The sequence below is a fragment of the Pseudomonas paraversuta genome, assembly GCF_904067025.1.
Taxonomy (GTDB): domain Bacteria; phylum Pseudomonadota; class Gammaproteobacteria; order Pseudomonadales; family Pseudomonadaceae; genus Aquipseudomonas; species Aquipseudomonas paraversuta.
On sequence record NZ_CAJFDA010000001.1, the window covers coordinates 3,475,303 to 3,499,130 of the forward strand.

Here is a 23,828-nt window from a genome sequence, read left to right on the forward strand (position 1 = left end):
GCCAGCTCCCACAAACAAGCCAGAGCCTCAGAAATCCCGTTTGTAGAAGATATCCAGCGAACTGGCGACGCCGCTGGCAACCTCCACATACACCCGTTTGCTGAGCTTGTAGCGCAAGGCAATGGTGCTGGCGGGTTCAAATACGCCAACCCCGTAGCGCACACTCAATCGTTCGTTGATCTTGCCACTGGCCACCACTGCGGTGTCATTGCCACTGCCTTCGGTATCGAGCTCAAAATCCTTGATCCCCAAATGATTGGCCAGATCCGTGGTAATTCCCGAACTGCCCATCAGCCCTAAGCCCAAAGCTGCCTGAGCGAGCAAGTTGTCATCTTCGCCAGTACCTGTCAGCGGACGCCCCAGAACCAGGTACGACAAGGCCTGCTCCTGACTCATGGCCGGCTCCGAGAAGATTTGCGTGGTGGGCTGCTCCGCGCTGCCCGTCAAGCGAATCCCGGCGATGACGTCGTCAGTCTGGCGAACCGCTTCAATGTCCAGATACGGCTGATCGATAGGGCCTGCAAACAGCAGACGCGCCCGGCGAATGGTCAGCCTCTGGCCATAAGCACGGTAGCGACCATTGTTCAGACGCAACTCACCCCGGGTGTCCATGTTGTTGCCAATATGCACCTGGCCCGCCAGATCGGCATTCAGGCCAAAGCCCGAAAACGTCAGCAGCTCTTGCCCAACCACCACGTTGATGTCCATGTCGACCACCATGGGGGGCGCCTCATCCGACACCTGTTGCCCGACAATCACAGTGTCATCCGAAATCTTGACCGTCGAAGGCGGCAATTCGCGAACCACGATTTCACCTTTGGGTACGTTTACCGTGCCCGCAATCATCAGGGTGTTATTGGCGTTAAGCGAAATTTTCAGGTCCGGCGCAACCTCTAGCTTGGCGTATGGCTCAACCGTGACCGGAAGATGATTGCCCTTGACCAATACATTGACCGCCGTGGCCTTGCCCCAGGCCACATCGCCGCTGATGCTGCCCTGCCCCTGCTTGCCGCTGGTCCAGCCACCATTGAGCTGCGCGGTTTCGCCGTTGATATTGGCCGTCAGTTGCAGGTTCTCGAAGTTGGTCGGCAGTTGCGGGCCCGACACCTCACCACCGGTCAGGGCCACATTGCCGTTGATGTGCGGCGCCAGCAAACCGCCCGCGATCGTGCCCGAGCCATTCAACTGCCCCGTGAGCTTTTCAACCATGGGTACAAAGGGACGAACGACCGAAACATCCAGCCCGCTCAGGCGGAACTCACCGGTAATCGGCTTGTTTTTCGGCAATGGATTGATCCGTGCGCTGAGCATCAATTGCCCCAGCTTGCCACCGTCAAAATCGAACCGCGTGTCGACCCGGTCAGGGGTCAGGTTGCTGGTCAATTTGAACGTCTGATACGGGAAGTTCAGCCACTGGCCCTTATCTTTGATACGCAAAGTGCCACCGCTGGCATCCACCACAACCTGGCCCTTCGGCCCGCTGGCAGGCAAGTCCAGCAACAGGTCTGCGTTGAGCTGACCCTGCCACTGGAAATCCTTGGGCAACCACTGCGCCAGACTGTCGAGGGGGAACTGCTTGAGGTGCAACCGCAGTTGCGGGTCCGGCACCAGACGCTGATCTTCACTGCACAGGCTGGCAGGACCGGAGATCCAGCATTGCGCCCCCAGGTTGACCCGGCCATCGGCCAGACGCTCGAGACGCGCCGGTTTTTGCAGCTGCCAATCCTGGCCCCCAGCCTTGATGTCACCACTGACCAGTCGTCCACGCCAGTTGTCTTTGTCCAGGCCACCGTCCAGTGCCATACCCAGCTGCAGAGTTGGCCCTTGCAAAGCCAGTTTCAGCTGTTGACGCTTGATATCGCCGCTGCCGTTAGCGGTCAGTACACCGAACTGAGTATCACCGGCCTGAATTCCGCTGCCTTTGAGGTCGATCCGGCCTCGCTGATTGCCATCGAGACTGGCGTTCAGGGTCAGGTTTTGCAGGTGGTTGTCAGCAAAAGCCAATTGCTGGCCATTCAACACAACCTTGCCTTGCGGCGCCTTGAGCGTACCGGCAACGTCGACCTGCCCTTTAAGTTGCCCGCGCAGTTCAGGCCATAGCTGACCCAGGCGCGGCAAATTGAGGTCCAGTTGTGCCTTGATCTGTTGCTGCAAACTGGCGGTGCCGTTAATCCGGTTATCCCCCAGACGAATGTCCAGCGCACTGACGGTCCAGGCCTCGCCTTCACCCGCGGCTTTGGCCTGAAGCATGGCGGGCAAGCCACGCAGACGGCCTTTGAGGTCAAGATTGGCATCCAGCTTGAGGCGCTCGTTCTTGAACTCGCCGGCGCTACGCAAGGGCCCCGCCAGCGTGCCAGGCAATTCGGCAACCCAGTACGCGGGGTTGATGGCGCTCAAGTCCAGCGCGGTGTCCCAGGCAACCCCGTCGGCAAACTGGACATTCACGTGGCCCTCGGCTTTGCCCTGCCCGGCAACCAGCTTGAGCTCCGGCAGGAAGATTTTGCCCAGATCGCCACTGAACGGGCTGCTGAGGCTGAACTTGCCTGCAGGCCCGTCGAGGTCGGCCTTGAAGTTGCCCAGGTAATTGCCGTCGCGGTAGGAGACTTCGCCGCTAAAGGTACGAAGATCCACATCAGGTTTGGCGATGACCGGGTAAAGGTTATGCCAGGGGAATTCCAGCCAGTCGATCTTGGCCTCGGCGCTCAATCCCTGATGCCAGTCCACCTGCCCCGAGAGCTTCAAGTGTTGCTGGGGGCCGGAGGTCAATTGCAGTGCCGCGATCTGTGCGCCCCTGGCATCCACTCGCCCTTTGAGCAGCAGATTTACCGGCGTATTTTCAGCCGGCAAGGTGGCGCTGCCGTTCAGCTCGTAACCGTCCTTCAAATCACCTTTGGCGCTGAGCACCAGCTGTTCGACTTGCAAGGTGTCCGGCAGGTCGAAGCCGGGGTTGAACTGCTCCGATGTGATCTTCAACTGCGCCGGCAGGTTGTCGGCCAAGGGTTGAAGCTCGCCCGCGATATGAGCATTGAGATAACCGCTGGTATCCGCTGTCAGGTTCAGCGTGGTGCGCACATTGCCATCGACCTTCAGCGCCAGTGCCAATAGTTTGCCATCCGGCGCAGGCAGGCTGATGTTGCCTTGCAGGGCAAGCGGCCAGTCGCCATTGGGCTGCAACAGCCCGGACATCTCTACATTCAGGTCTTCACGTTCGACATGCACCGAGTCGATCCGCAGTCCCTTGGCGGTCCATTGCGCCGCCATCTGCATGCCCTTGAGCTGCTCGATACCGTTGAACAGTACATTGCCGACTTTCACGTCCCCGACTTCGATCGCCAGCGGCAATTTGAGATCAGGCAAGCTGACCGGGCCGCTGCTGCTGTCGTCACCCGGCGGAAATTGCAGGCTGACCCGGTCGGCCTGCAACTGGTCGATACACAGCGTCATGCGGGTCAGGCAGCCCGGCGACCAGGCAAAAATCGGCCGATTGACTTCGACACGGCTGCTGCCTTGTTCCCACAATAAGTAATCGGCACTCCACTGGCCGCCCAGGCGCCCGGCAAAGTTTTCCACCTGCAAACCGGGCACTTGCCCCAACACCCAGCGGCTGCCCGCCTGGGTGCCAAGAACCACCCCCAGCCCGACAACCACCAGCAGCACCAACGCCAACAGCACAAGGCCAACTATTTTCAAACCACGAATCACAGCTCAGGCCCCATCGAAAAGTGCAAACGAACCCCGCCATCGTCATCCAGCGCATGGGCCAGATCGAGACGTATAGGGCCTACCGGCGAAATCCAGCGAATACCGACACCAACACCGGTTTTCAAGCTCGGGAAGTCCAGGGTGTTGAACGCATTGCCCTGATCGACAAAGGCCGCCCAGCGCCATTTTTCAGCGAACTGATACTGATATTCGAGGCTCCCTGCCAGCATGTAGCGCCCGCCGATGCGATCACCGTCCGAGTTTTTTGGCGACAGGCTCTGGTAGTCATAGCCACGCACGCTTTGATCGCCACCGGCAAAGAACCGCAAGGACGGCGGAATCGACTTGTAGCCGTTGGTGGCGCTGCCACCGAACTGGACACGGCCCAAAAAGCGGTGCTTGTCCCACAGGGTGGTCAGGGCCTTGAACTTGATATCGCCGTGCAGCAGGTTGGTATCCGACATCAGGCCTTCTTTTGCCACCTGCACATCGGTGTTGATGCTGTAACCGTGGCTCGGGTCGATGCGGTTATCACTGCGCAGGACCGAATAACTCACCCCCGGCATCAGTAAGGTACTCAGACCCGAGTCATCGCCCAGACGGTATTCTTCGCGCTGCCACTTGAGCGAAACAATCCGCGTCCAGCCGTTATCCAGCTTGCTGTGCCACTCGGGCCCCACCGTCAGCAGCTTGCTCAAGGTATCGGTATTGGCAATTTCTTCGTACTGATAGCCCGCAGCCAGGCGCAGCTTGTCCGTCAGGGGCGGGTCCAGCGGAATGTCATACCAGGCGCCGACGTTTTGCTTGGGCTGGGAAATCTCGGACTCAAAGCCATAGCTGTCGCCCCGCGGGTTGTCCCAGTGCCGGGTCCAGCTGGCTTTGCCCCGGGGGCCGGTGTCGGTCGAATAACCAAGACCCAGGGTCATGGTGCGCGGTTTGCGCGTTTGCAGATCCACGTCGACCGGAATCACCTGCCCCACAGCGGTACTTGGCGCGGCATCTACGCGCACAATCTCAAAATAGCCGCTGCTTTGCAGGTTTTGGTTGAGCTCGGCGATCAGCTCCGAGTCATAAGGGGTGTCGGGTTTAAAGGGCACCATGCGTTGCAGCAGGGTTTGATCAAAGGGCGCATCACCGGCAAAGCTGACTTTGCCGAGCACATAGCGCGGCCCGCTTTCGTAGACCAGATTGATATCGGCAAACCCGCCTTTAGGATCGACCAGCAGTTCGTGCTTGATGAATTTACCGTTGAAAAAACCGTAGCGCAGGGCACGGTTCAGAATCATCCGTTTGGCTTGTTCGTAGTTGCCCTGATTGAGCACCGCGCCGGGTTTGAGATCATCACTGGCGGGGATTTGAAAGGCCTTGAGCGAGGCAGCCGGGCCTTCGACACGCACGTTGACGTTGCGCAGATGCACCGGCTCACCGGGATCGATACTCAACTCCAGACGCGGCGGATCACCGGGTTTGACCTCGACATCAATGGTGGGTTGGTAGTAACCCAGGGCCTGGGAGGCTTTCAGGGCTTGCTCCTGGGCGCCACGCTTGAAGCGCAACAAAGCCGCCTCGTCGCGATCGCCGAGGCTGCCGATATAGCCTTCCACATTGGCCTTGAGGGCATTGTTTGCCGGCTTGACCTTGACCACCAACTCGCTTTGGGCAAATGCCGCGAAGCTGCTGATCAGCAGGACAAGACCACTGGTAAATCTTCCTGGAAACTTCATAGGCGCGGATGCTATCACGGGCAGGAGTGCGCATAGAGCGCACCAACGCGCAGAAGTTCGGTTTTAAGCCATGTCTGTATGTAACACCTGCGGATTGGCGTGAAAAAACACGCGCTCAACCACCGGGCCGATCGCCACTTCACCGATCTCCACATACCCCTGACGTTTGTAGAAATCCTGATAATGCGGGTTGCCCGTATCGAGCACCACGCCTTCGGAATGCTCGTCCTCGGCACACCAGTTGTGCACGGCCTCAAGCAACTGTTCGCCATAGTGCAAGCCTTGAAGTTCAGGATGGATGCCCAGCAGTGGCAACATGTGTACCGCGTCGCCGGGCACGCAGGCCAGGACCGCCTGATGATAGTCAAGATAGCGCCGCGTGCAGCGCAACCCCGTGCTCAGCAACATGCGCAACTGCCACGCCCAGCTTTCCGTAATGCCCAGCCGCCGTTGTGGCGGGGCAATCAGGGCAATGCCCACCAGCCGGTCATTGACCAGCAATCCCAGCGCGGGCAGATCCTGCAGGAAATGCTGCTTTACCAACTCACGAACCGTGGCCCGAACCCGTTGCTCATAGCCCCGGCGCTGCGCCTCAAACAAGTAGCGAAACGTCGGTTCATGCCTGTATGCCTGATAAAGCAGAGAACGCGCTTCCCTGGAATAGCCGCTGTCGAGCATTTGAATCTGGCTGGCGGCGTTCGACGTTTGCGTCATGACGGTCAATCTCCCTGGCGGATGGCGGCACTTCTAGTGAGTACGAGCCCCCGAGGACCACAACAGTTCAATCGTGGCCACGTGCTTCCTACGTTAGCAGCGCATTTGCCGCACTGCACGCAGGCCGCTAACATCGCAGTTTTGCTCAGGACTGCCCGCCCATGAAAATCGTTTCTTTCAACATCAACGGTCTGCGCGCCCGGCCGCATCAGCTGGCAGCGCTGATTGAAAAACACCAACCCGACGTGATCGGCCTGCAAGAAACAAAAGTCCATGACGATCAGTTCCCCCTGGCCGATATCGAAGCACTGGGCTATCACGTGCACTTTCATGGGCAGAAAGGCCATTACGGGGTCGCCCTGCTCTCGCGCCAGGCACCGCTTGAATTGCACAAAGGCTTCGCCGGCGATGAAGAAGATGCCCAGCGGCGCTTTATCTGGGGCACGTTCGCTGACGAAAACGGCCAGCCGGTAACCATCATGAATGGTTATTTCCCACAGGGAGAAAACCGCGATCACCCGACCAAATTCCCTGCCAAGCAACGCTTTTACAGCGACCTGCAACAACTGCTCGAGAGCCAGTTCAGCAACGAGCAGCCATTGATCGTGATGGGCGACATCAATATTTCCCCGCAAGACTGTGATATCGGCATCGGCCCGGACAACGCCAAGCGCTGGCTGAAAACCGGCAAGTGCAGCTTTTTGCCCGAAGAGCGCGAGTGGATGGAACGCCTCAAGGGCTGGGGGCTGGTGGACAGCTTTCGCTACCTGTACCCGGATGTGACTGATCGCTTCAGCTGGTTCGACTATCGCAGCCGTGGTTTCGAAGACGAGCCCAAGCGCGGCCTGCGCATCGACGTCATCCTGGCCTCCCGGGGGCTGGTGCCCCGGATCAAGGCTGCAGGTGTCGACTACGACCTGCGCGCCATGGAAAAGCCTTCGGACCATGCGCCGATCTGGCTGGAATTGAGCTGAACGGGTGCAGCAGCAAGCTCGCCCCTGCAGGGTTATGTGATGAAAATTACAGAACCTGCGGGAGCGGGCTCTGGACCTGTGTCATCGGGCTGAAACACATCTGACTTAAATTGCTGGCATTTCCCTGGGGAAGGTGCCCGTCGATGCTGCGCTTAATGTTGCTATGCCTGTTATGGGCGATAGCCAGTCCGGCCCATGCCGCCGATTTGCGAATTCAGGGTTCAAACACCATTGGTGCCAATCTCGGACCGGCACTGGTGACGGCCATGCTGATACAACAAGGTCTGCACGACGTCCACAACGTCCCTGCATCCCCTCCCAACGAGCACAGCATTGTCGGCACCAATGCGCTGGGGCAACAGGTCCGGGTGGATGTAGCAGCCCACGGCTCCGGCACCGGTTTCACTGCATTAAAGGCAGGGCAAGCGGATTTAGTGGCCTCCTCGCGCCCGATCAAGGATCGGGAACTGGTGGAACTCGAAGCCCTTGGCGACCTGAAAAGCCCCGACGCCGAGCAAGTCATCGCCATCGACGGACTGGCCATTATCCTTCACCCGGGCAACCCGATTTCTCAATTGAATACCGAGCAACTGGCACAGATATTCAGCGGCCAGATCAGTACATGGGACGCTCTGGGCGGTATCCCGGGCCCGATTCATTTATATGCCCGAGATAACCAGTCCGGCACTTGGGAGACCTTTAAAGAGTTGGTGCTGAGCCGTACCGAACATCCGTTAAGCAAGACGGCGCAGCGCTTCGAGTCCAGCGAGCAGCTGTCAGATGTCGTCAGCCATGATCCCCAAGGCATAGGTTTTATCGGTCTGCCTTACATCCGTGGCGCCAAAACCCTGGCCATCGTGGACGGGTCGTCCCAACCGATGCTGCCGCTCAACAGTTTGATTGCCAGCGAAGATTACCCGCTGTCGCGACGCCTGTTCTTTTACCTGCCACCGACCAGCAGCAACCCCTGGGCCCGAGCACTGATTAGCTTCACCCAAAGTGCCCAGGGCCAGGCCATCGTTGCGCAAAACGGTTTTGTCGCCCAAAGGGTCCAGGCCAGCAGCGTGCTTCCCGGCGCGCATATGCCCCGGGACTACCAGACGTTGACCACACAGGCGCAGCGTTTGTCAGTCAATTTCCGTTTTGAGGAAGGCAGTGCATCACTGGACAACAAGGCACGTCAGGACTTGCTGCGGGTGGTCGACTATTTAAAGGCCAATGGCAAGTTGGACCGGCAGGTGACACTGGTGGGTTTTGGCGATGCCAAAGACGACCCCGAACGCGCGCAACTGCTGTCCAAACTCAGAGCCATGGCGGTACGCCGCGAGCTGGTTAAAAGCGCTGTAGTGCTGCGCGAGATCCGGGGTTACGGCGCGCAGATGCCAGTGGCGGCCAACACCGAAGATGAAGGCCGCCTGAAGAATCGCCGGGTTGAAGTGTGGGTTTATTGAACCGGCAGCTGGCTTGCCAGCGATGGCATACCAGCTCCCGCAATAGACAAGCCTCAGGGCTGCAGGGCAGCGTACTTGTCCAGTTCAAACTTGCCCACCGCAGCCCGGTGTACTTCATCCGGCCCGTCGGCCAGACGCAGGGTGCGTTGCATCGCGTACATGTAGGCCAGCGGGAAGTCTGCCGAAACCCCGGCGCCACCATGGAGCTGAATGGCCCGGTCAATCACCTTCAGTGCGACGTTGGGGGCAATGACCTTGATCTGCGCTATCTCGCTTTTCGCAACTTTATTGCCCGCCACGTCCATCATGTAGGCCGCCTTCAGAGTCAGCAGCCGGGCCATATCAATCTCCATGCGCGAGTCGGCAATCTTGTCGATATTGCCCCCCAGCCGCGCCAGCGGTTTGCCAAAGGCCGTGCGCGCCAGCGAGCGCTTGCACATCAGCTCCAGTGCCCGCTCGGCCATACCAATTGAGCGCATGCAGTGGTGAATGCGCCCCGGGCCAAGGCGGCCTTGGGCAATCTCAAAACCGCGTCCTTCGCCCAGCAAGACGTTTTCGTACGGCACCCTTACATTATCGAACAAGACTTCGGCATGACCGTGGGGTGCATCGTCGTAGCCGAACACCGGCAATGGCCGTACGATTTTCACCCCCGGCGTGTCGACGGGCACCAGGATCATCGAATGTTGTTGATGGCGCGGGTTCCCGGGATTGCTCAGCCCCATGAAAATCAAGATTTTGCAACGCGGGTCACAGGCTCCCGAGGTCCACCATTTGCGGCCATTGATCAGCCACTCATCGCCGTCCCTTACAGCACGGGCTTCCATATTGGTGGCATCGGACGAAGCAACCTCGGGCTCGGTCATGGCAAACGCCGAACGGATCTCGCCACGCAGCAGCGGTTCAAGCCATTGCTGCTTTTGCTGCGCACTGGCGTAGCGCACCAATACTTCCATGTTGCCGGTATCCGGCGCCGAGCAGTTGAAGGGCTCCGGACCGAGCATCGAACGGCCCATGATTTCAGCCAGCGGTGCGTACTCCAGATTCGTCAGCCCGGCGCCCAGGTCCGATTCAGGCAAAAACAGGTTCCACAGCCCTTCAGCCCTGGCCTTGCGTTTCAACTCTTCCATCACAGCAGTTGGCTGCCAGCGATCACCTTCAGCCACTTGCCGGTCGAAAATCGCTTCCGCCGGATACACATGAGCGTCCATAAACGCTGTCACGCGCTCGCGCAGGGCCTGAACTTTCGGGGAATAAGCGAAATCCATGGGTGGCTACCTTTTACCGGGAATAACGAAATGTGATGCCCGATGCTAGAACAGCCACCTACCATTTACCCCGCCTATTTACCGCGTGTATTACCATTCATAAGCAATATATGATTCGCCGCAGTCAACAACTGAACAAGAGCCCCGGGCCATGAATCTGAACAAGGTCGATCTCAATCTGTTTATCGTCTTCGACGCTATCTACACCGAAGCCAATCTGACTCGCGCCGGGCAAATCATCGGTATCACCCAGCCGGCGGTATCCAATGCCCTTGCACGTCTGCGCGAGAGTTTTAACGACCCGCTGTTCGTGCGCACGGCCCAGGGCATGGTGCCGACCCCCATGGCCCAGAACATCATCAGCCCGGTGCGCAGTGCCCTGGCCCTGTTACGTGTATCCGTCCAGGAAAGTCGTATTTTCAATCCGCTACAAGCCAGTAAAACGTTCCGGATCAGCATGACCGACCTGACCGAGGCGGTGATTTTGCCTCCGCTGTTTCAGCGCTTGCGGCGTCAGGCACCGGCAGTAGTGATCGAAAGTTTTCTTTCCCATCGACGTGAAACCACCAGTGACCTGGCTGCCGGGCGCCTGGATTTTGCCGTGGATGCGCCGCTCAACACCGACCCGCAGGTACGTCACGTCAAATTAATGGAAGACCGCTATGTCTGTGCCATGCGCCAGGGCCATCCATTAGCCAGCAAGCCCGTGATCAACCTGGATGAATATCTGGCACTGACCCATATCCATATCTCGACCCGCCGCAACGGCCTGGGGGAAGTCGACCTGGCGCTGGGCAAAATGGGCCTGCAGCGCAAGATCACCCTGCGCTCGCAGCACTACCTGATGGCCTCCAATGTGTTGCAACAAACCGACATGGTAATGACCGTACCCGAGCGTTTTGCCCGGCGTCATGCCCTGCACTTTGTCAAATTGCCCCTCAACGAACTGCCCAACGTCGAAACCCATTTGTACTGGCATGAAAGTACCGAGCAAGACCCGGCCAATCGCTGGATGCGTGAGCAACTGATTGAAGTGTGCCGGGAACAAGTCATCCGCGAAAATGAAGCCGGGGCCGCCAGCTTGCTTGACGTAAACGTCAAGCAGCCATTAGCTTAAGGGCATGAATTCTCAAGAGCCCGCCCATGAGCAGCCAGACGTACAGTATTTCCGACCTTGCCCGCGAGCTCGACATCACCACCCGGGCCATCCGCTTTTACGAAGAACAGGGCCTGCTCGCCCCCGAGCGACGCGGCCAGGAACGGGTGTACTCAGCCCGGGACAAAGTCAGCCTGAAATTGATTTTGCGCGGCAAGCGCATCGGCTTTTCACTGGCCGAATGCCGCGAGCTGATCGAGCTTTACGACCCCAGCAGCGGCAATCAAAAACAATTGAACAGCATGCTGGGCAAAATCGCCGAGCGCCGTGAGCAACTGGAACAGCAATTGCTGGACATTCAACAGATGCAGCTTGAACTCGATACGGCTGAAGAGCGTTGCATCCAGGCCCTCGAACAAACCATAAAAAACCTGCCGGCCTCCTGAGGCCCAAGCTCCCCCAGGGCGCATACAAAAATACGGTGAATCCCATGACACTCCCTACCCATGTGCGTCTGATTGAAGTCGGCCCGCGCGACGGCCTGCAAAATGAAGCCCGCCCCATAAGCGTGGCGGACAAGGTGCAACTGGTTGACGCCCTGACGGATGCCGGGCTTGGCTATATAGAGGCCGGTAGTTTTGTCTCGCCCAAGTGGGTGCCGCAAATGGCCGGGTCTGCCGAAGTCTTTGCCCATATCCGGCGCAAGCCCGGTGTGGTCTATGGCGCTCTGGCGCCCAACATGCGCGGGTTTGAAGACGCCATGGCAGCGGGTGTGAAGGAGGTTGCGGTATTTGCCGCTGCGTCCGAGGCGTTCTCCCAACGCAATATCAACTGTTCGGTCAGCGAAAGCCTGGCCCGCTTTGTCCCCATCATCGAGGCCGCCCGGCAACATGGCATCAGTGTGCGCGGCTACGTGTCCTGCGTGCTCGGCTGCCCCTACGAAGGCGACATCGCACCGCAACAGGTCGCAGCGGTGGCACAAGAGCTGTATGCCATGGGCTGTTACGAGGTTTCACTGGGTGACACCATCGGTACCGGCACTCCGACGGCGACACGGACAATGATTGAGGCGGTAAGCGCTCATGTCCCGCGGGAAAAACTCGCCGGGCATTTCCATGACACCTATGGCCAGGCGCTGGTCAATATCTACGCCAGCCTGCAAGAGGGCATCGCGGTGTTTGACAGCTCGATCGCCGGGCTGGGCGGCTGCCCGTATGCCAAGGGCGCCAGCGGCAACGTGGCCACCGAAGACGTGTTGTACATGCTCAACGGCATGGGCATCGAGACCGGGGTCGACCTGGACAAACTGCTGCTGGCCGGCGAACACATTTGCAAGGTACTGGACCGTGTTACCGGCTCCCGGGTAGCAAGGGCGCGCCAAGGGGCATAAGTGTGGCTGAGTGTTACCTCGTCATCCCCCAAACGAGTAACACGGAAACAAACCGGCCTGCTCCGCGGCCGGTTTTTTATTGCCTGAAATCTCAAGCCATTGATTTATAAGGATTTTAAAAAGTTGGCACGGCTCCTGCTATCTCTATGGCATAACAAGAATAAAAATCGCAGCAACATAATAAAAACAATACGAAACGACTCTGACATAACAAAAACAACACGACAGAGACGCAGCTAACAGATTTTTTTGGAGAAGGTTTACTTTTCCGAGGAGCCAAAAAGCCACCTCGCAACCGGGCAGAGAATAATAAAACTACCTTCAGGTAGCACCCGCACAGGTTGGATCACAGGTTTGATAGCCGGTGATGAAAGTGGATCAGCGCTCAAAAAAATACGTTTGCTCTTGATCCTGCATGGGGATCGCACAAAACAGCAACAAAGGGCCACGGTTCCAAAAACAACAATAGACCGCCCCTCAATAATAAAAAAAGAGCACGCAACGACATATTAAAGGGGAGCCTCGGCTCCCCTTTGTGTTGTCTGTAATCCCCGTTTTTCTGCAGAAGCGAGCTTGCTTCGCGATGGGGAGGTTGGCGCAACCGTTGCAGTTACGCCGTATTGATCCTGTCGCGAGGCAAGCTCGCTCCCGCAGGGATTTGAGCAAGCCTTAAGGTGTGCCGATTTCCTGAATGCTGATTTCACGCATTTTGAATTTCTGAATCTTGCCGGTCACCGTCATCGGAAACACATCCACAAACTTGAAGTAACGCGGCGTCTTGAAGTGCGCGATGCGCGACTTGCACCAGGTTTGCAGTTCCAGCTCGTTGGCTGTGTGACCCGGATGAAACTTGATCCAGGCGACGATCTCTTCGCCGTACCTGGCATCGGGAATGCCCACCACCTGTACATCTGCCACCGCCGGGTGAGTGAAAAAAAACTCTTCCAGCTCCCGCGGGTAAATGTTTTCACCCCCGCGAATAATCATGTCCTTGTTGCGCCCGACGATGCGCACATAGCCCTGCTCATCCATCTGCGCCAGATCACCGGTATGCATCCAGCCTTCGCTGTCGATTGCCTCGCGGGTGGCCTGCGGGTTGTTCCAGTAGCCCAGCATCACGCTATAGCCCCGGGTACACAACTCACCGATCGCGCCCCGGACCACAACATTGCCCTCGGCATCGATCAGCTTGTTCTCCAGTTGCGGCTGAGTTCGTCCTACGGTGGTAACGCGCAACTCGAGATCATCCGCAGGCGCGGTCTGTATCGATACCGGACTGGTTTCTGTCATGCCATAGGCGATCTGTACTTCCCCCATGTGCATCTCGCTGATGACCCGGCGCATCACCTCTATCGGGCAAGTGGCTCCGGCCATGATCCCGGTGCGCAGGCTCGACAGGTCAAATTCAGCGCGCTGCGGGTGGTCGAGCATGGCGATGAACATGGTGGGTACACCGTACAGGGCCGTTGCCCGCTCCTGGGCAACGGCTTGCAGGGTCAGGCCAGGGTCAAAGGCTTCACCGGGATAGATCATGGTGGTGCCATGGGTCACGCACCCCAGGTTGCCCATCACCATGCCGAAACAATGATAGAGCGGCACCGGAATCACCAGCCGGTCACTGGATGTCAGGCCCAGGCTTTCGCCAACCATATAGCCATTGTTGAGGATGTTGTGATGGCTGAGGGTGGCACCTTTAGGAAACCCCGTGGTGCCCGAGGTGTACTGAATGTTCACCGCTTGACCGGGCTGCACACTGGCCTGACGCCTGTCGAGTTGTTCGGCATTGACCCCGGCGGCCAGCGTGCTCAGTAGCGACCAGGGTAAAAAGCCTGCAGGTGGCTGTGCATCGAGACTGATGACTCCGCGCAATGCGGTAAAGCTTTCACTCTCCAACTGCCCTGCCGCCGAATCGGCGAGCGCTGGAATCAGCTCCTGGAGCATGGCGTGATAGTTGGAGGTTTTGAACGAGCCGGCACAGACCAGCCACTGACATGCTGACTGTTGAAGGACATATTCCAGTTCAGACAGCCGGTAGGCAGGGTTGATGTTGACCAGAATCACGCCGATTTTGGCGCTGGCGAACTGGCACAGGAACCATTCAACACAGTTCGGCGCCCATACTCCCAGCCGGTCTCCGGGCCGCAAGCCCAATGCCAGCAACCCTCTGGCATGCAGGTCAACGGCTGCTGCCAGCTGAGCCCAGGTGAACCGCTGCTGTTGATGGCAGACCACCAGCGCGTCGTTGCCGGCATAACGGGCGGCCGTTTGATCGAACGCCTGACCGATGGTCATCGCCAGCAACGCTTTGTCCTGCGGACCCTGGCTGTAACTGGGGACAGATGGTGACTTCATGAAAACTCCTCTTGTGATTGTTTTGGGAGCATGAGTACGCCGCCTGCAGGCGGCATCTCGATTGAAGAGCAAGAATGACTCTGCCTCAAGTTGACGTTAACGTAAAGGTCATTGACAGCTATCTACGCCAGGCTTACGTTAACGTAAAGCTTACCCATGGCGACGCAGCAAACGCCTCCCTATAAGAACAACGTACAAGGTGCCCCATGAGCTATCCGACTTTGAACTTCGCCCTTGGCGAAACCATCGACATGTTGCGCGATCAGGTGCAGGCCTTCGTTGCAGCAGAGCTGGCGCCACGGGCGGCGCAGATCGACAAGGACAACCTGTTCCCGGCGGACATGTGGCGCAAGTTCGGTGACATGGGCCTGCTGGGCATCACTGTTGCAGAAGAGTACGGCGGTACCGGGCTGAGCTATCTGGCCCACGTGGTGGCAATGGAAGAAATCAGCCGCGGCTCAGCCTCGGTCGCCCTCTCCTATGGCGCCCACTCCAACCTCTGCGTCAACCAGATCAACCGCAACGGCAGCCACGCACAGAAACTCAAGTACCTGCCCAAACTGATCAGCGGCGAACACGTCGGAGCCCTGGCCATGAGTGAGCCGAACGCCGGCTCCGATGTGGTTTCGATGAAGCTGCGTGCCGACAAGCGTGGCGACCACTTTGTGCTGAACGGCAGTAAAACCTGGATCACCAACGGCCCGGATGCCGATACCTACGTGATCTACGCCAAAACCGATATCGAAAAAAATGCCCATGGCATCAGTGCATTCATTGTCGAACGCGACTGGAAAGGCTTCAGCCGCAGCAAGCATTTCGACAAGCTCGGCATGCGCGGATCGAACACTGGCGAACTGTTTTTCGATGATGTGCAAGTCCCGCAGGAAAACCTGCTGGGCCCTCTGAACGCCGGGGTGAAAGTCCTGATGAGCGGCCTGGACTACGAACGTGTGGTGCTCTCGGGTGGCCCCACCGGGATCATGCAAGCCTGCATGGATCTGGTGGTGCCTTATATCCACGACCGCAAACAGTTTGGCCAGAGCATCGGCGAGTTTCAGCTGATCCAGGGCAAAGTCGCCGACATGTATACCCAGCTCAATGCCAGCCGCGCTTATCTGTATGCGGTGGCGGCCGCCTGCGAACGTGGCGAAACCACGCGCAAGGATGCAGCCGGGGTGATTTTGTACAGCGCTGAACGTGCCACCCAAATGGCCCTCGACGCGATCCAGATTCTGGGCGGCAACGGTTATATCAATGAATTCCCAGCCGGACGCCTGTTGCGCGACGCCAAGCTGTATGAAATCGGCGCGGGCACCAGCGAGATCCGTCGCATGCTGATTGGCCGCGAACTGTTTAACGAAACTCGCTAAGGAGCGCGCATGTCCATTCTGCACACGACAATCAACCCGCGTTCGGCCGAATTCCTGACCAATCGTGACGCCATGCTCAAACAGGTTGAGGCCCTGCACACCCTGCTCAACCAGGTACAGCAAGGTGGCGGCGCCAAGGCCCAGGAGCGCCATACCTCCCGTGGCAAACTCCTGCCCCGAGAGCGCATTGATCGCTTGCTGGACAGCGGCTCTGCGTTTCTCGAACTCAGTCAACTGGCCGCTTACGGTGTATACGGCGAAGACGTCCCGGCGGCCGGAATAATCGCCGGTATCGGTCGTGTTGAAGGCGTGGAATGCATGATTGTGGCCAACGACGCCACGGTCAAAGGGGGCTCATACTACCCGCTAACGGTAAAAAAACACTTACGGGCGCAGACCATTGCCGAGCAAAACCGCCTGCCGTGCATCTATCTGGTGGACTCTGGCGGCGCCAACCTGCCGCGTCAGGATGAAGTGTTCCCGGACCGTGAACACTTCGGCCGGATCTTCTTCAATCAGGCCAATATGAGCGCGGCCGGCATCCCGCAAATCGCAGTGGTGATGGGCTCCTGCACGGCGGGTGGCGCGTATGTACCGGCCATGGCTGACGAAGCAATCATGGTGCGCCAGCAGGCGACGATTTTCCTGGCCGGCCCGCCGCTGGTGAAAGCCGCCACCGGCGAAGTGGTCAGTGCCGAGGACCTGGGCGGTGCCGATGTGCACTGCAAAATTTCAGGAGTGGCCGACCATTACGCCGAAAGTGATGAGCACGCCCTGGCCCTCGCGCGGCGCAGCGTAGCCAACCTCAATTGGCGCAAGCATGGCCAGTTGCAACAGCGGCTACCGCTGGCACCGCTGTACAGCTGCGAAGAGCTGTATGGCATCGTGCCTGCCGACGCCAAGCAGCCCTTTGACGTACGCGAAGTGATCGCGCGTCTGGTGGACGACTCGGTATTCGATGAGTTCAAGGCCCTGTTCGGCACCACCCTGGTGTGCGGCTTTGCCCATTTACACGGTTACCCGGTGGCGATTCTGGCCAACAACGGCATCCTGTTTGCCGAAGCGGCACAAAAAGGCGCGCACTTTATTGAGCTGGCATGCCAGCGCGGTATTCCGTTGATTTTTCTGCAAAACATCACCGGCTTTATGGTCGGGCAAAAATACGAAGCCGGTGGCATCGCCAAACACGGCGCCAAACTGGTGACTGCAGTCGCCTGCGCCAAGGTCCCCAAATTTACCGTGATCATCGGCGGCAGCTTTGGCGCCGGTAACTACGGCATGTGTGGCCGGGCCTATGACCCGCGCTTTCTGTGGATGTGGCCAAACGCCCGGATCGGCGTAATGGGCGCCGAACAGGCCGCCGGGGTACTGGTACAAGTCAAGCGCGAGCAGGCCGAACGCAACGGCTTGGTATTTTCCAGCCAGGAAGAAGCCGCAATCAAGCAACCGATCCTTGACCAGTACGAGCATCAGGGCCACCCCTACTACTCCAGCGCCCGCTTGTGGGATGACGGCGTAATCGACCCGGCGCAAACCCGTGATGTATTGGCGCTGGGCTTGTCGGCGGCGTTGAACGCTCCGATCGAAGCCACGCGCTTTGGTGTGTTTCGCATGTAACCCGCCCGGTGCCTGCAACGCTGGCGAGCCAGCGCCCACATCCATTTAAGGACTGACGGACATGATCGATTTCAACACCCTGGAACTGCACAACGACCCCCGGGGCTTTGCCACCCTGTGGTTGAGTCGCGAGCAAAAGAACAATGCCTTCAATGCCGAGATGATCCGCGAACTGATCCTCGCCCTGGACACCGTGCAAGGCGATCCGGCCCTGCGCTTTCTGGTGCTGCGCGGACGGGGCAAGCATTTCAGTGCCGGCGCCGACCTTGCCTGGATGCAACAGTCAGCCGAGCTCGATTATCACACCAACCTCGATGACGCCCGGCACCTGGCTGAACTGATGTACAACCTGGCCAAGCTGAAAATCCCGACCATAGCGGTGGTGCAAGGCGCAGCCTACGGCGGTGCCCTGGGCCTGATCAGTGCTTGCGACATGGCCATCGGCAGCGAGGATGCGCAGTTCTGTCTGTCCGAAGTCCGAATCGGCCTGGCGCCGGCCGTGATCAGTCCGTTCGTGGTACAGGCCATCGGCGAGCGCGCTGCACGCCGTTATGCCCTGACTGCGGAACGCTTCAGCGGTGAGCGTGCCCGTGAACTGGGGCTGCTCTCTGAGTGTTATCCCGGCGCCGAGCTTGAACGGCAAGTCGCCCTCTGGACCGACAACTTGCTGCTCAATAGCCCGCAGGCCATGCGTTCGTGCAAGGATCTGCTGCGCGAAGTCAGCCATGGAGCCACCACTACGGCCATTCGCCGCTACTGCGAAAACTCCATTGCCCGAATCCGGGTCAGCCCCGAAGGCCAGGAAGGCTTGCGCGCCTTTCTGCAAAAACGTGCGCCAAGCTGGCAGACCGACACCTCGTCCCGGGAGCCACGCCCATGAGCGCGCTTCAGATTACGTCTGTACTGGTGGCCAACCGGGGCGAAATTGCCTGCCGCGTGATGCGCACGGCCAAGTCTTTGGGCCTGACCACCGTAGCTGTCCACAGCTCCACCGACCGTGACGCACGGCACTGCCGCGAAGCTGATATCTGCGTCGATCTTGGGGGCAGCAAGGCCGCTGACAGCTACCTGAAAATCGACAAGATCATTGCTGCGGCTAAAGCCAGCGGGGCACAAGCGATTCATCCGGGCTATGGATTCTTGTCCGAAAACGCCGGTTTCGCACGCGCCATCGAGGACGCCGGACTGATCTTTCTCGGCCCCCCGGCTGCGGCGATTGATGCCATGGGCAGTAAATCGGCAGCCAAGGCGTTGATGGAAATTGCCGGGGTGCCGCTGGTGCCGGGCTACCACGGTGAAGCGCAGGATCTGGAAACCTTCCGCGCCGCAGCTGAGCACATCGGTTATCCGGTGTTGCTCAAGGCCACGGCCGGTGGCGGCGGCAAAGGCATGAAAGTAGTCGAGGACGTCAGCGAACTGGCCGAAGCCCTGGCCTCGGCGCAACGTGAAGCGCTGTCCTCGTTTGGCGATGCGCGCATGCTGGTGGAAAAGTATGTACTCAAGCCACGTCACGTGGAGATCCAGATTTTTGCCGACCGCCACGGTAACTGCCTGTACCTCAATGAGCGCGACTGCTCGATTCAGCGCCGTCATCAAAAGGTGGTTGAAGAAGCGCCAGCCCCGGGCCTCAGTATTGAACAACGCCGGGCCATGGGCGAGTCCGCGGTACGGGCGGCGCAGGCCATCGGTTATGTCGGCGCCGGCACCGTGGAGTTTTTGCTGGATGCACGGGGCGAGTTCTTCTTCATGGAGATGAACACCCGCCTGCAAGTGGAGCATCCGGTAACCGAAGCCATCACCGGACTGGATCTGGTGGCCTGGCAAATCCGCGTGGCCCGCGGTGAGGCGCTCCCCATCAGTCAGTCTGAAGTGCCTTTGCGCGGCCATGCGATTGAAGTACGCCTGTATGCCGAAGACCCGGGCAATGATTTTCTGCCGCAAACAGGACGTCTCGAGGTGTACCGCGAATCTGCCGCCGGGCCGGGGCGCCGGGTCGACAGCGGGGTCAGTGAAGGGGACGAAATTTCACCGTTCTACGATCCGATGCTGGGCAAGTTGATTGCATGGGGCGAAGACCGCGAACAGGCGCGCCTGCGGCTGCTCGCAATGCTTGATGAGTTCGCCATTGGCGGCTTGAAAACCAACCTGGCTTTTTTACGCCGCATCATCGCTCATCCGGCCTTCGCTGCAGCCGAACTGGATACGGGCTTCATCCCCCGTTACCAGGAGCAATTACTGCCAGCCACCCAGCCTTTACCTGCAGCATTTTGGTCCGCCGCGGGTGAAGCATTTCATCAGAGCCAGACATCCCAGGTGCGCGAAGATGACCCAGCCTCGCCCTGGGCCATCCGCAACGGCTTTCGCAACGGCCTGCCCCCGCAGACCCTGCTGGCCTTGAGTTGCAACGGCGAGCAGCAGGTCGTCAACCTCCACACGCCGTCAGCGGTGTTGCGCGACGAGCAATTGCTGATTGAACAGGACGGTGTGCGTCGCCAGCATCTGGCAATTCGCCGCGCAGAGACGCTCTACCTGCGCTGGGACGGCGAGTTGCATAGCGTCAGGGTCTATGACCCGATTGCCGCGGCAGGTGCCAGTCATGCCCAGACAGGTGGTTTGAGTGCCCCCATGAACGGCAGCATTGTGCGCATCCTGGTTGAAACCGGACAGACTGTCGAAGCCGGTACCCAATTGGTGGTGCTGGAGGCCATGAAAATGGAGCACAGCCTGCGGGCGCCCCACGACGGTGTGGTAACAGCGCTGTTTTGTCAGGAAGGCGAAATGGTCAGCGAAGGTACGGTGCTGGTTGAACTGACATAGAAGCAACAGCCAAAAAAGGCGGCCCTTTTTCAGGGGGCCGCCTTTTTTTGTTTCTAGAACTTGGCAGTGGCCTGCACTACCACTCCGATAACCCGGCAATGCTCATCAAACACTGTCTTGGGATAGGTCGGGTTCAGCGGCTTGAGATAGCGCTGGCCGCTCTCTTCAATCAACTGCCGGAAGGTGGCCTCTTCAGTGCCCGGAATGCGTGCGATCACCATTTTTCCCGGTTCGGGATCAATATCGGGATCCACCAGAATCATCATCCCTTGTGCAACGCTGATTCCTATCGGAGCGGTCATGGCATCGCCCCGTACTTGCAACCAGAACGCAGCACCTTTGGCGTAATGATCGCTGACCTCGAACACCTCGCCGGGTTGGTAGCCGGCCTCTCGGGCCTGCTCGTTGACCTGCCCCGCCCTCACCCAATTACTGACCGGATAACGAAAAGCAGAAGTGATGTCGTAGGAGCATTCGTTAGCAGCAGACTCATCCGCTGCAGCGCTGCGCTCGCGGATGACCAGGGCAATTTCCAGATGCTCCAGCCCCAGGGCGTGCAGCACTTTGTTCATTGTCGGCAAGTCGGGTTGACGGCGTTTATTGAGCCAATGACCGACACCGCCCTGGGAAGCCCCGACGCGTTCGGCTAGTTTTTCCTGCGTGAGCTTGAGCTCGCGCAATTTGGTTCTGACTAAAGCGATCCATTTATCCATCAGCCGAACAATACGGATTGAACTCGAGGCAACAATACACATTCTGTATTATTTATACCAATAATACAAATACCTTATGTACTAATCTGCTAATGGCTGATTCGATTAATCTTAGAGCGCAGGTAAATCATGACTCCCATAACAAAAATAACCCCGGAAACCGAGATTGAAATCGAGCTCGAAACCTTCAAGGACAGTGCCGCAACCCAGCGTGCACTCGACTATTATTTGAAACCGGCTGTTTCTCAGCACTATTTCGAGAAAAAACTGTTCATCGTACGCAGCGATCTGAGCCAGGAAGAAGCGCTGGTCAATGCATCAGATTTTCTGCGCTGTGCAATCGCTACCGCCCAGGGCGCAGCTGAAAGCCAGCAAGGCTCTCATCGCGACCTGTTCCTGAGCGTGGCGCACTGCGTCGAATCGGCCAAGATGCTGTTGGACAAAGCACTGGACGTGCAACAAGTCTCAGCGCGCTGAGAGACCAAAAGACCCTGGCCAGTCCAGCTGGACCGGCTGGAATTTCGGTATGCCAGAGGCGCGACTCACAATGGCGGCACCGGCCCCATGAGCCAACGCCGCTCAATCAAGGGATCAGGCGTGTAGCTTCTGTTTTGCCGCGCAGTAAGATCTGACGCAATGGCTGACGTACTTGTTAAGGCGCCCCCCTGCAGTACACCCAGGACACATCAATAATTGCGCGCCCATTGATTACCTGATCCGGCGCATGCAACCCATCGCGCCGCCACACCCCTTCGGTATGCCTGCTCACGGTGATGAGCGATGACATCGGCAGAGCGATCACTGGTTGTACAAGCTACAGGTTCAGGAGGCACTGCCAAGTATTGCAATGGGCCAGGTCAAACCATCACGGTGTTGCTGCTGGGGTAAAAAATTTCTGGCCCTAAAGGCCTGAGATAGAGGGGTCTAGCGGGGAATGAGCGGGGAAACCAGGACAAAGCGAGGAAAACAGCTTGACCTGCAAATAAGAATGATTATTATTGCACTTAGCTGGTCGCGAGATCAGTCGATAATTCAAGGAACCTTAGGTCGGTTTTTTGAATTAGCTCCTCATCAGGCTAATCACGGTTATTTGACCCGGCTTCTGGCCGGGTCTTTTTTTTTGCGGCCAGTTATCTGGCTCTGCGTGCTTCAGGCTAATGAAGTCTGGTGTGCGGCCGGTTTTTTTCGGTGACCGCTACGATGCGGGGGATGATAGCAAAAGAACATCGACCAACGGAAGCCTGAAGTCCCGAAACAACGGCCGTTACGGCAAGTTAGCACTTGAGAATCACTCGCAAATACACTATCGTGGCGCTGCGTCAAGGATGACGCCCCCCCTCCCTTCTCCCCGCTTCCCGTTCTCCAAAATTCCGTATTGGCCCGGCGCCGTTGCGATGTAAAGTAACGCCCACAATTATCAGATTCCGGGACTTTGACGATGACCGTGGCGCCCTCTTCCGTTCGCATCAGCAGTGACTTTGACAGCGGCAACATCCAGGTGCTGGATGCCAGTGACCCGCTGCACCTCAAGCTTGCGATCAAGCCCGATACCCGCAGCCCGCACTTTCAATGGTTCCACTTCAAGGCCGAAGGCCTGATACCCGGCCAGACCCACCATTTTCAATTGAGCAACGCCAGCCAGTCCTCTTACAACAAAGCATGGGATGGCTACCAGGCCGTGGCGTCCTATGATCACGAAACCTGGTTCCGTGTTCCCACCGAGTTCGACGGCAAAGCCTTGAATTTCAGTGTGCAGGCCGAGCACCCAGTCATCTGGTTTGCTTACTTCGAACCCTACAGCCGCGAGCGTCATGATCTGTTGATCAAGAATGCACTCCAGTGGTCGGGCTGCGAACTGCTGGCAGTCGGTAAAAGTGTTGAAGGCCGCGACATCCAGCTCTTGCGCAAGGGCAATGGCGCCAGCCACAAACGCAAGATATGGATCATTGCCCAGCAGCACCCCGGTGAACATATGGCCGAGTGGTTCATGCAGGGAGTCCTTGAGCGCCTGGAACAAGGCAGCGACCCGCAGTTGCGCAAGCTACTGGACTTCGCCGACCTGTACCTGATCCCCAATATGAATCCGGACGGCGCGTTCCACGGCCATTTGCGGACCAACGCCAACGGCCAGGACCTGAACCGGGCCTGGCAAAACACCGACCCGAACGTAAGCCCTGAGGTGTTCTTCGCTCTGGAGCAAATGACCCGATACGGGGTGGACCTGTTTCTGGATATTCACGGGGACGAAGAAATCCCTTATGTGTTCACTGCAGGCTGCGAGGGCAACCCGGGTTACACCGAGCGCCTGGCGACCCTGGAAGAGCGTTTCCGCACTCATCTGAGTAACCTGACCCCTGACTTCCAGACGACCCACGGCTACACCCGGGACGAACCCGGCCTTGCCAATATGACCCTGGCCTGCAACAGCGTCGGCCAGCGCTTTGACTGCCTGTCGCTGACCCTTGAGATGCCGTTCAAGGACAACAACGATGCACCGCAGCCACAAACCGGCTGGGACGGTAAACGCTCCATGCAACTGGGCAAGAGTGTGCTCAGCACCTTGTCGGACATGGTTCGCGAGTTGCGCTAAACCCGGAGTAAGCGGCGGCCAGATATCTTCCCCCTGGCCGCCATATCAAT

The 23,828-nt window shown here is 58.4% G+C and carries 17 protein-coding genes; 11 read left to right on the forward strand and 6 right to left on the reverse strand.

The window, feature by feature from the left end:
- Window positions 1-27: 27 nt before the first annotated feature.
- From JQ848_RS15770 to JQ848_RS15780, 3 genes are all read right to left on the reverse strand, one after another.
- Window positions 28-3,702 (reverse strand): translocation/assembly module TamB domain-containing protein, encoded by a 3,675-nt coding sequence (locus tag JQ848_RS15770; protein ID WP_003441428.1) that lies wholly within the window; start codon window positions 3,700-3,702, stop codon window positions 28-30.
- Complete coding sequence (locus JQ848_RS15775; RefSeq protein WP_003441426.1) at window positions 3,699-5,426, reverse strand: autotransporter assembly complex protein TamA; 1,728 nt, start codon at window positions 5,424-5,426, stop codon at window positions 3,699-3,701. The genes JQ848_RS15770 and JQ848_RS15775 overlap by 4 nt, the downstream gene beginning before the upstream one ends.
- A 63-nt stretch (window positions 5,427-5,489) precedes the next feature.
- Window positions 5,490-6,140 (reverse strand): GNAT family N-acetyltransferase, encoded by a 651-nt coding sequence (locus JQ848_RS15780; protein ID WP_003441424.1) that lies wholly within the window; start codon window positions 6,138-6,140, stop codon window positions 5,490-5,492.
- 161 nt (window positions 6,141-6,301) lie between these two features.
- On the opposite strand from JQ848_RS15780, the gene xthA reads away from it, so the two are divergent.
- Together xthA and JQ848_RS15790 are read left to right on the forward strand one after the other, a co-directional pair.
- Window positions 6,302-7,114, forward strand: coding sequence for an exodeoxyribonuclease III (gene xthA, locus JQ848_RS15785; RefSeq protein WP_003441423.1), 813 nt, complete (start codon window positions 6,302-6,304; stop codon window positions 7,112-7,114).
- Window positions 7,115-7,257: 143 nt separating this feature from the next.
- Complete coding sequence (locus JQ848_RS15790) at window positions 7,258-8,565, forward strand: substrate-binding domain-containing protein (protein ID WP_003441422.1); 1,308 nt, start codon at window positions 7,258-7,260, stop codon at window positions 8,563-8,565.
- Window positions 8,566-8,618: 53 nt separating this feature from the next.
- Here JQ848_RS15790 and JQ848_RS15795 read toward each other — a convergent pair whose 3' ends face one another.
- The gene (locus JQ848_RS15795) at window positions 8,619-9,833 is read right to left on the reverse strand and encodes an acyl-CoA dehydrogenase (RefSeq protein WP_003441421.1); all 1,215 of its coding nucleotides are present in this window, start codon (window positions 9,831-9,833) and stop codon (window positions 8,619-8,621) included.
- 151 nt (window positions 9,834-9,984) lie between these two features.
- Here JQ848_RS15795 and JQ848_RS15800 point away from each other — a divergent pair, with 151 nt between their 5' ends.
- Genes JQ848_RS15800 through JQ848_RS15810 form a run of 3 tightly spaced genes read left to right on the forward strand, consistent with a single transcriptional unit; the run spans window position 9,985 to window position 12,319 of the window.
- Window positions 9,985-10,950, forward strand: a complete 966-nt coding sequence (locus JQ848_RS15800; protein ID WP_003441420.1) for a LysR family transcriptional regulator — start codon at window positions 9,985-9,987, stop codon at window positions 10,948-10,950.
- Window positions 10,951-10,976: 26 nt separating this feature from the next.
- A complete protein-coding gene (locus JQ848_RS15805) occupies window positions 10,977-11,375 on the forward strand; it encodes a MerR family transcriptional regulator (protein WP_003441419.1) in 399 nt (132 codons plus the stop codon).
- A gap of 44 nt (window positions 11,376-11,419) precedes the next feature.
- Window positions 11,420-12,319 carry a hydroxymethylglutaryl-CoA lyase gene (locus JQ848_RS15810; protein WP_003441418.1) on the forward strand — a complete coding sequence of 300 codons (900 nt, stop codon included), beginning with the start codon at window positions 11,420-11,422 and terminating at the stop codon, window positions 12,317-12,319.
- Window positions 12,320-12,988: 669 nt separating this feature from the next.
- Here JQ848_RS15810 and JQ848_RS15815 read toward each other — a convergent pair.
- Complete coding sequence (locus JQ848_RS15815) at window positions 12,989-14,671, reverse strand: AMP-binding protein (protein ID WP_202210931.1); 1,683 nt, start codon at window positions 14,669-14,671, stop codon at window positions 12,989-12,991.
- A 206-nt stretch (window positions 14,672-14,877) separates the two neighbouring features.
- Between JQ848_RS15815 and JQ848_RS15820 the strand changes: the two genes are divergently transcribed.
- From JQ848_RS15820 to JQ848_RS15835, 4 genes are all read left to right on the forward strand, one after another.
- Window positions 14,878-16,041: an isovaleryl-CoA dehydrogenase gene (locus JQ848_RS15820; protein WP_003441416.1), complete on the forward strand. Its 1,164-nt coding sequence runs from the start codon at window positions 14,878-14,880 to the stop codon at window positions 16,039-16,041.
- Between the two features lie 9 nt (window positions 16,042-16,050).
- Window positions 16,051-17,658 carry a carboxyl transferase domain-containing protein gene (locus JQ848_RS15825; RefSeq protein WP_160628221.1) on the forward strand — a complete coding sequence of 536 codons (1,608 nt, stop codon included), beginning with the start codon at window positions 16,051-16,053 and terminating at the stop codon, window positions 17,656-17,658.
- A 61-nt stretch (window positions 17,659-17,719) separates the two neighbouring features.
- Entirely contained in the window at window positions 17,720-18,538 is an 819-nt protein-coding gene (locus tag JQ848_RS15830; RefSeq protein WP_003441413.1) for a gamma-carboxygeranoyl-CoA hydratase, read from the forward strand.
- A complete protein-coding gene (locus JQ848_RS15835) occupies window positions 18,535-20,475 on the forward strand; it encodes an acetyl/propionyl/methylcrotonyl-CoA carboxylase subunit alpha (RefSeq protein WP_202210932.1) in 1,941 nt (646 codons plus the stop codon). Before JQ848_RS15830 ends, JQ848_RS15835 begins: the two co-directional genes overlap by 4 nt.
- 53 nt (window positions 20,476-20,528) lie before the next feature.
- On the opposite strand, the gene JQ848_RS15840 is transcribed toward JQ848_RS15835, so the two are convergent.
- The gene (locus JQ848_RS15840) at window positions 20,529-21,188 is read right to left on the reverse strand and encodes a LexA family protein (protein WP_202210933.1); all 660 of its coding nucleotides are present in this window, start codon (window positions 21,186-21,188) and stop codon (window positions 20,529-20,531) included.
- A gap of 129 nt (window positions 21,189-21,317) precedes the next feature.
- On the opposite strand from JQ848_RS15840, the gene JQ848_RS15845 reads away from it, so the two are divergent.
- Window positions 21,318-21,665 carry a DUF6124 family protein gene (locus JQ848_RS15845; protein ID WP_003441410.1) on the forward strand — a complete coding sequence of 116 codons (348 nt, stop codon included), beginning with the start codon at window positions 21,318-21,320 and terminating at the stop codon, window positions 21,663-21,665.
- Window positions 21,666-22,626: 961 nt separating this feature from the next.
- A complete protein-coding gene (locus JQ848_RS15850) occupies window positions 22,627-23,778 on the forward strand; it encodes a M14 family metallopeptidase (RefSeq protein ID WP_003441409.1) in 1,152 nt (383 codons plus the stop codon).
- The last annotated feature ends 50 nt before the right edge of the window (window positions 23,779-23,828 follow it).

Excerpts from the sequence above, each read along its gene's own strand:
- JQ848_RS15800 (WP_003441420.1), top strand. The coding sequence starts at position 9,985 with ATGAATCTGAACAAGGTCGATCTCAATCTGTTTATCGTCTTCGACGCT.
- JQ848_RS15805 (WP_003441419.1), top strand. The coding sequence starts at position 10,977 with ATGAGCAGCCAGACGTACAGTATTTCCGACCTTGCCCGCGAGCTCGAC.
- JQ848_RS15830 (WP_003441413.1), top strand. The coding sequence starts at position 17,720 with ATGATCGATTTCAACACCCTGGAACTGCACAACGACCCCCGGGGCTTT.
- JQ848_RS15820 (WP_003441416.1), top strand. The coding sequence starts at position 14,878 with ATGAGCTATCCGACTTTGAACTTCGCCCTTGGCGAAACCATCGACATG.
- JQ848_RS15810 (WP_003441418.1), top strand. The coding sequence starts at position 11,420 with ATGACACTCCCTACCCATGTGCGTCTGATTGAAGTCGGCCCGCGCGAC.
- JQ848_RS15775 (WP_003441426.1), bottom strand. The coding sequence starts at position 5,426 with ATGAAGTTTCCAGGAAGATTTACCAGTGGTCTTGTCCTGCTGATCAGC.
- JQ848_RS15835 (WP_202210932.1), top strand. The coding sequence starts at position 18,535 with ATGAGCGCGCTTCAGATTACGTCTGTACTGGTGGCCAACCGGGGCGAA.
- JQ848_RS15795 (WP_003441421.1), bottom strand. The coding sequence starts at position 9,833 with ATGGATTTCGCTTATTCCCCGAAAGTTCAGGCCCTGCGCGAGCGCGTG.
- JQ848_RS15825 (WP_160628221.1), top strand. The coding sequence starts at position 16,051 with ATGTCCATTCTGCACACGACAATCAACCCGCGTTCGGCCGAATTCCTG.
- xthA (WP_003441423.1), top strand. The coding sequence starts at position 6,302 with ATGAAAATCGTTTCTTTCAACATCAACGGTCTGCGCGCCCGGCCGCAT.
- JQ848_RS15845 (WP_003441410.1), top strand. The coding sequence starts at position 21,318 with ATGACTCCCATAACAAAAATAACCCCGGAAACCGAGATTGAAATCGAG.
- JQ848_RS15790 (WP_003441422.1), top strand. The coding sequence starts at position 7,258 with ATGCTGCGCTTAATGTTGCTATGCCTGTTATGGGCGATAGCCAGTCCG.
- JQ848_RS15780 (WP_003441424.1), bottom strand. The coding sequence starts at position 6,140 with ATGACGCAAACGTCGAACGCCGCCAGCCAGATTCAAATGCTCGACAGC.
- JQ848_RS15815 (WP_202210931.1), bottom strand. The coding sequence starts at position 14,671 with ATGAAGTCACCATCTGTCCCCAGTTACAGCCAGGGTCCGCAGGACAAA.
- JQ848_RS15840 (WP_202210933.1), bottom strand. The coding sequence starts at position 21,188 with ATGGATAAATGGATCGCTTTAGTCAGAACCAAATTGCGCGAGCTCAAG.
- JQ848_RS15850 (WP_003441409.1), top strand. The coding sequence starts at position 22,627 with ATGACCGTGGCGCCCTCTTCCGTTCGCATCAGCAGTGACTTTGACAGC.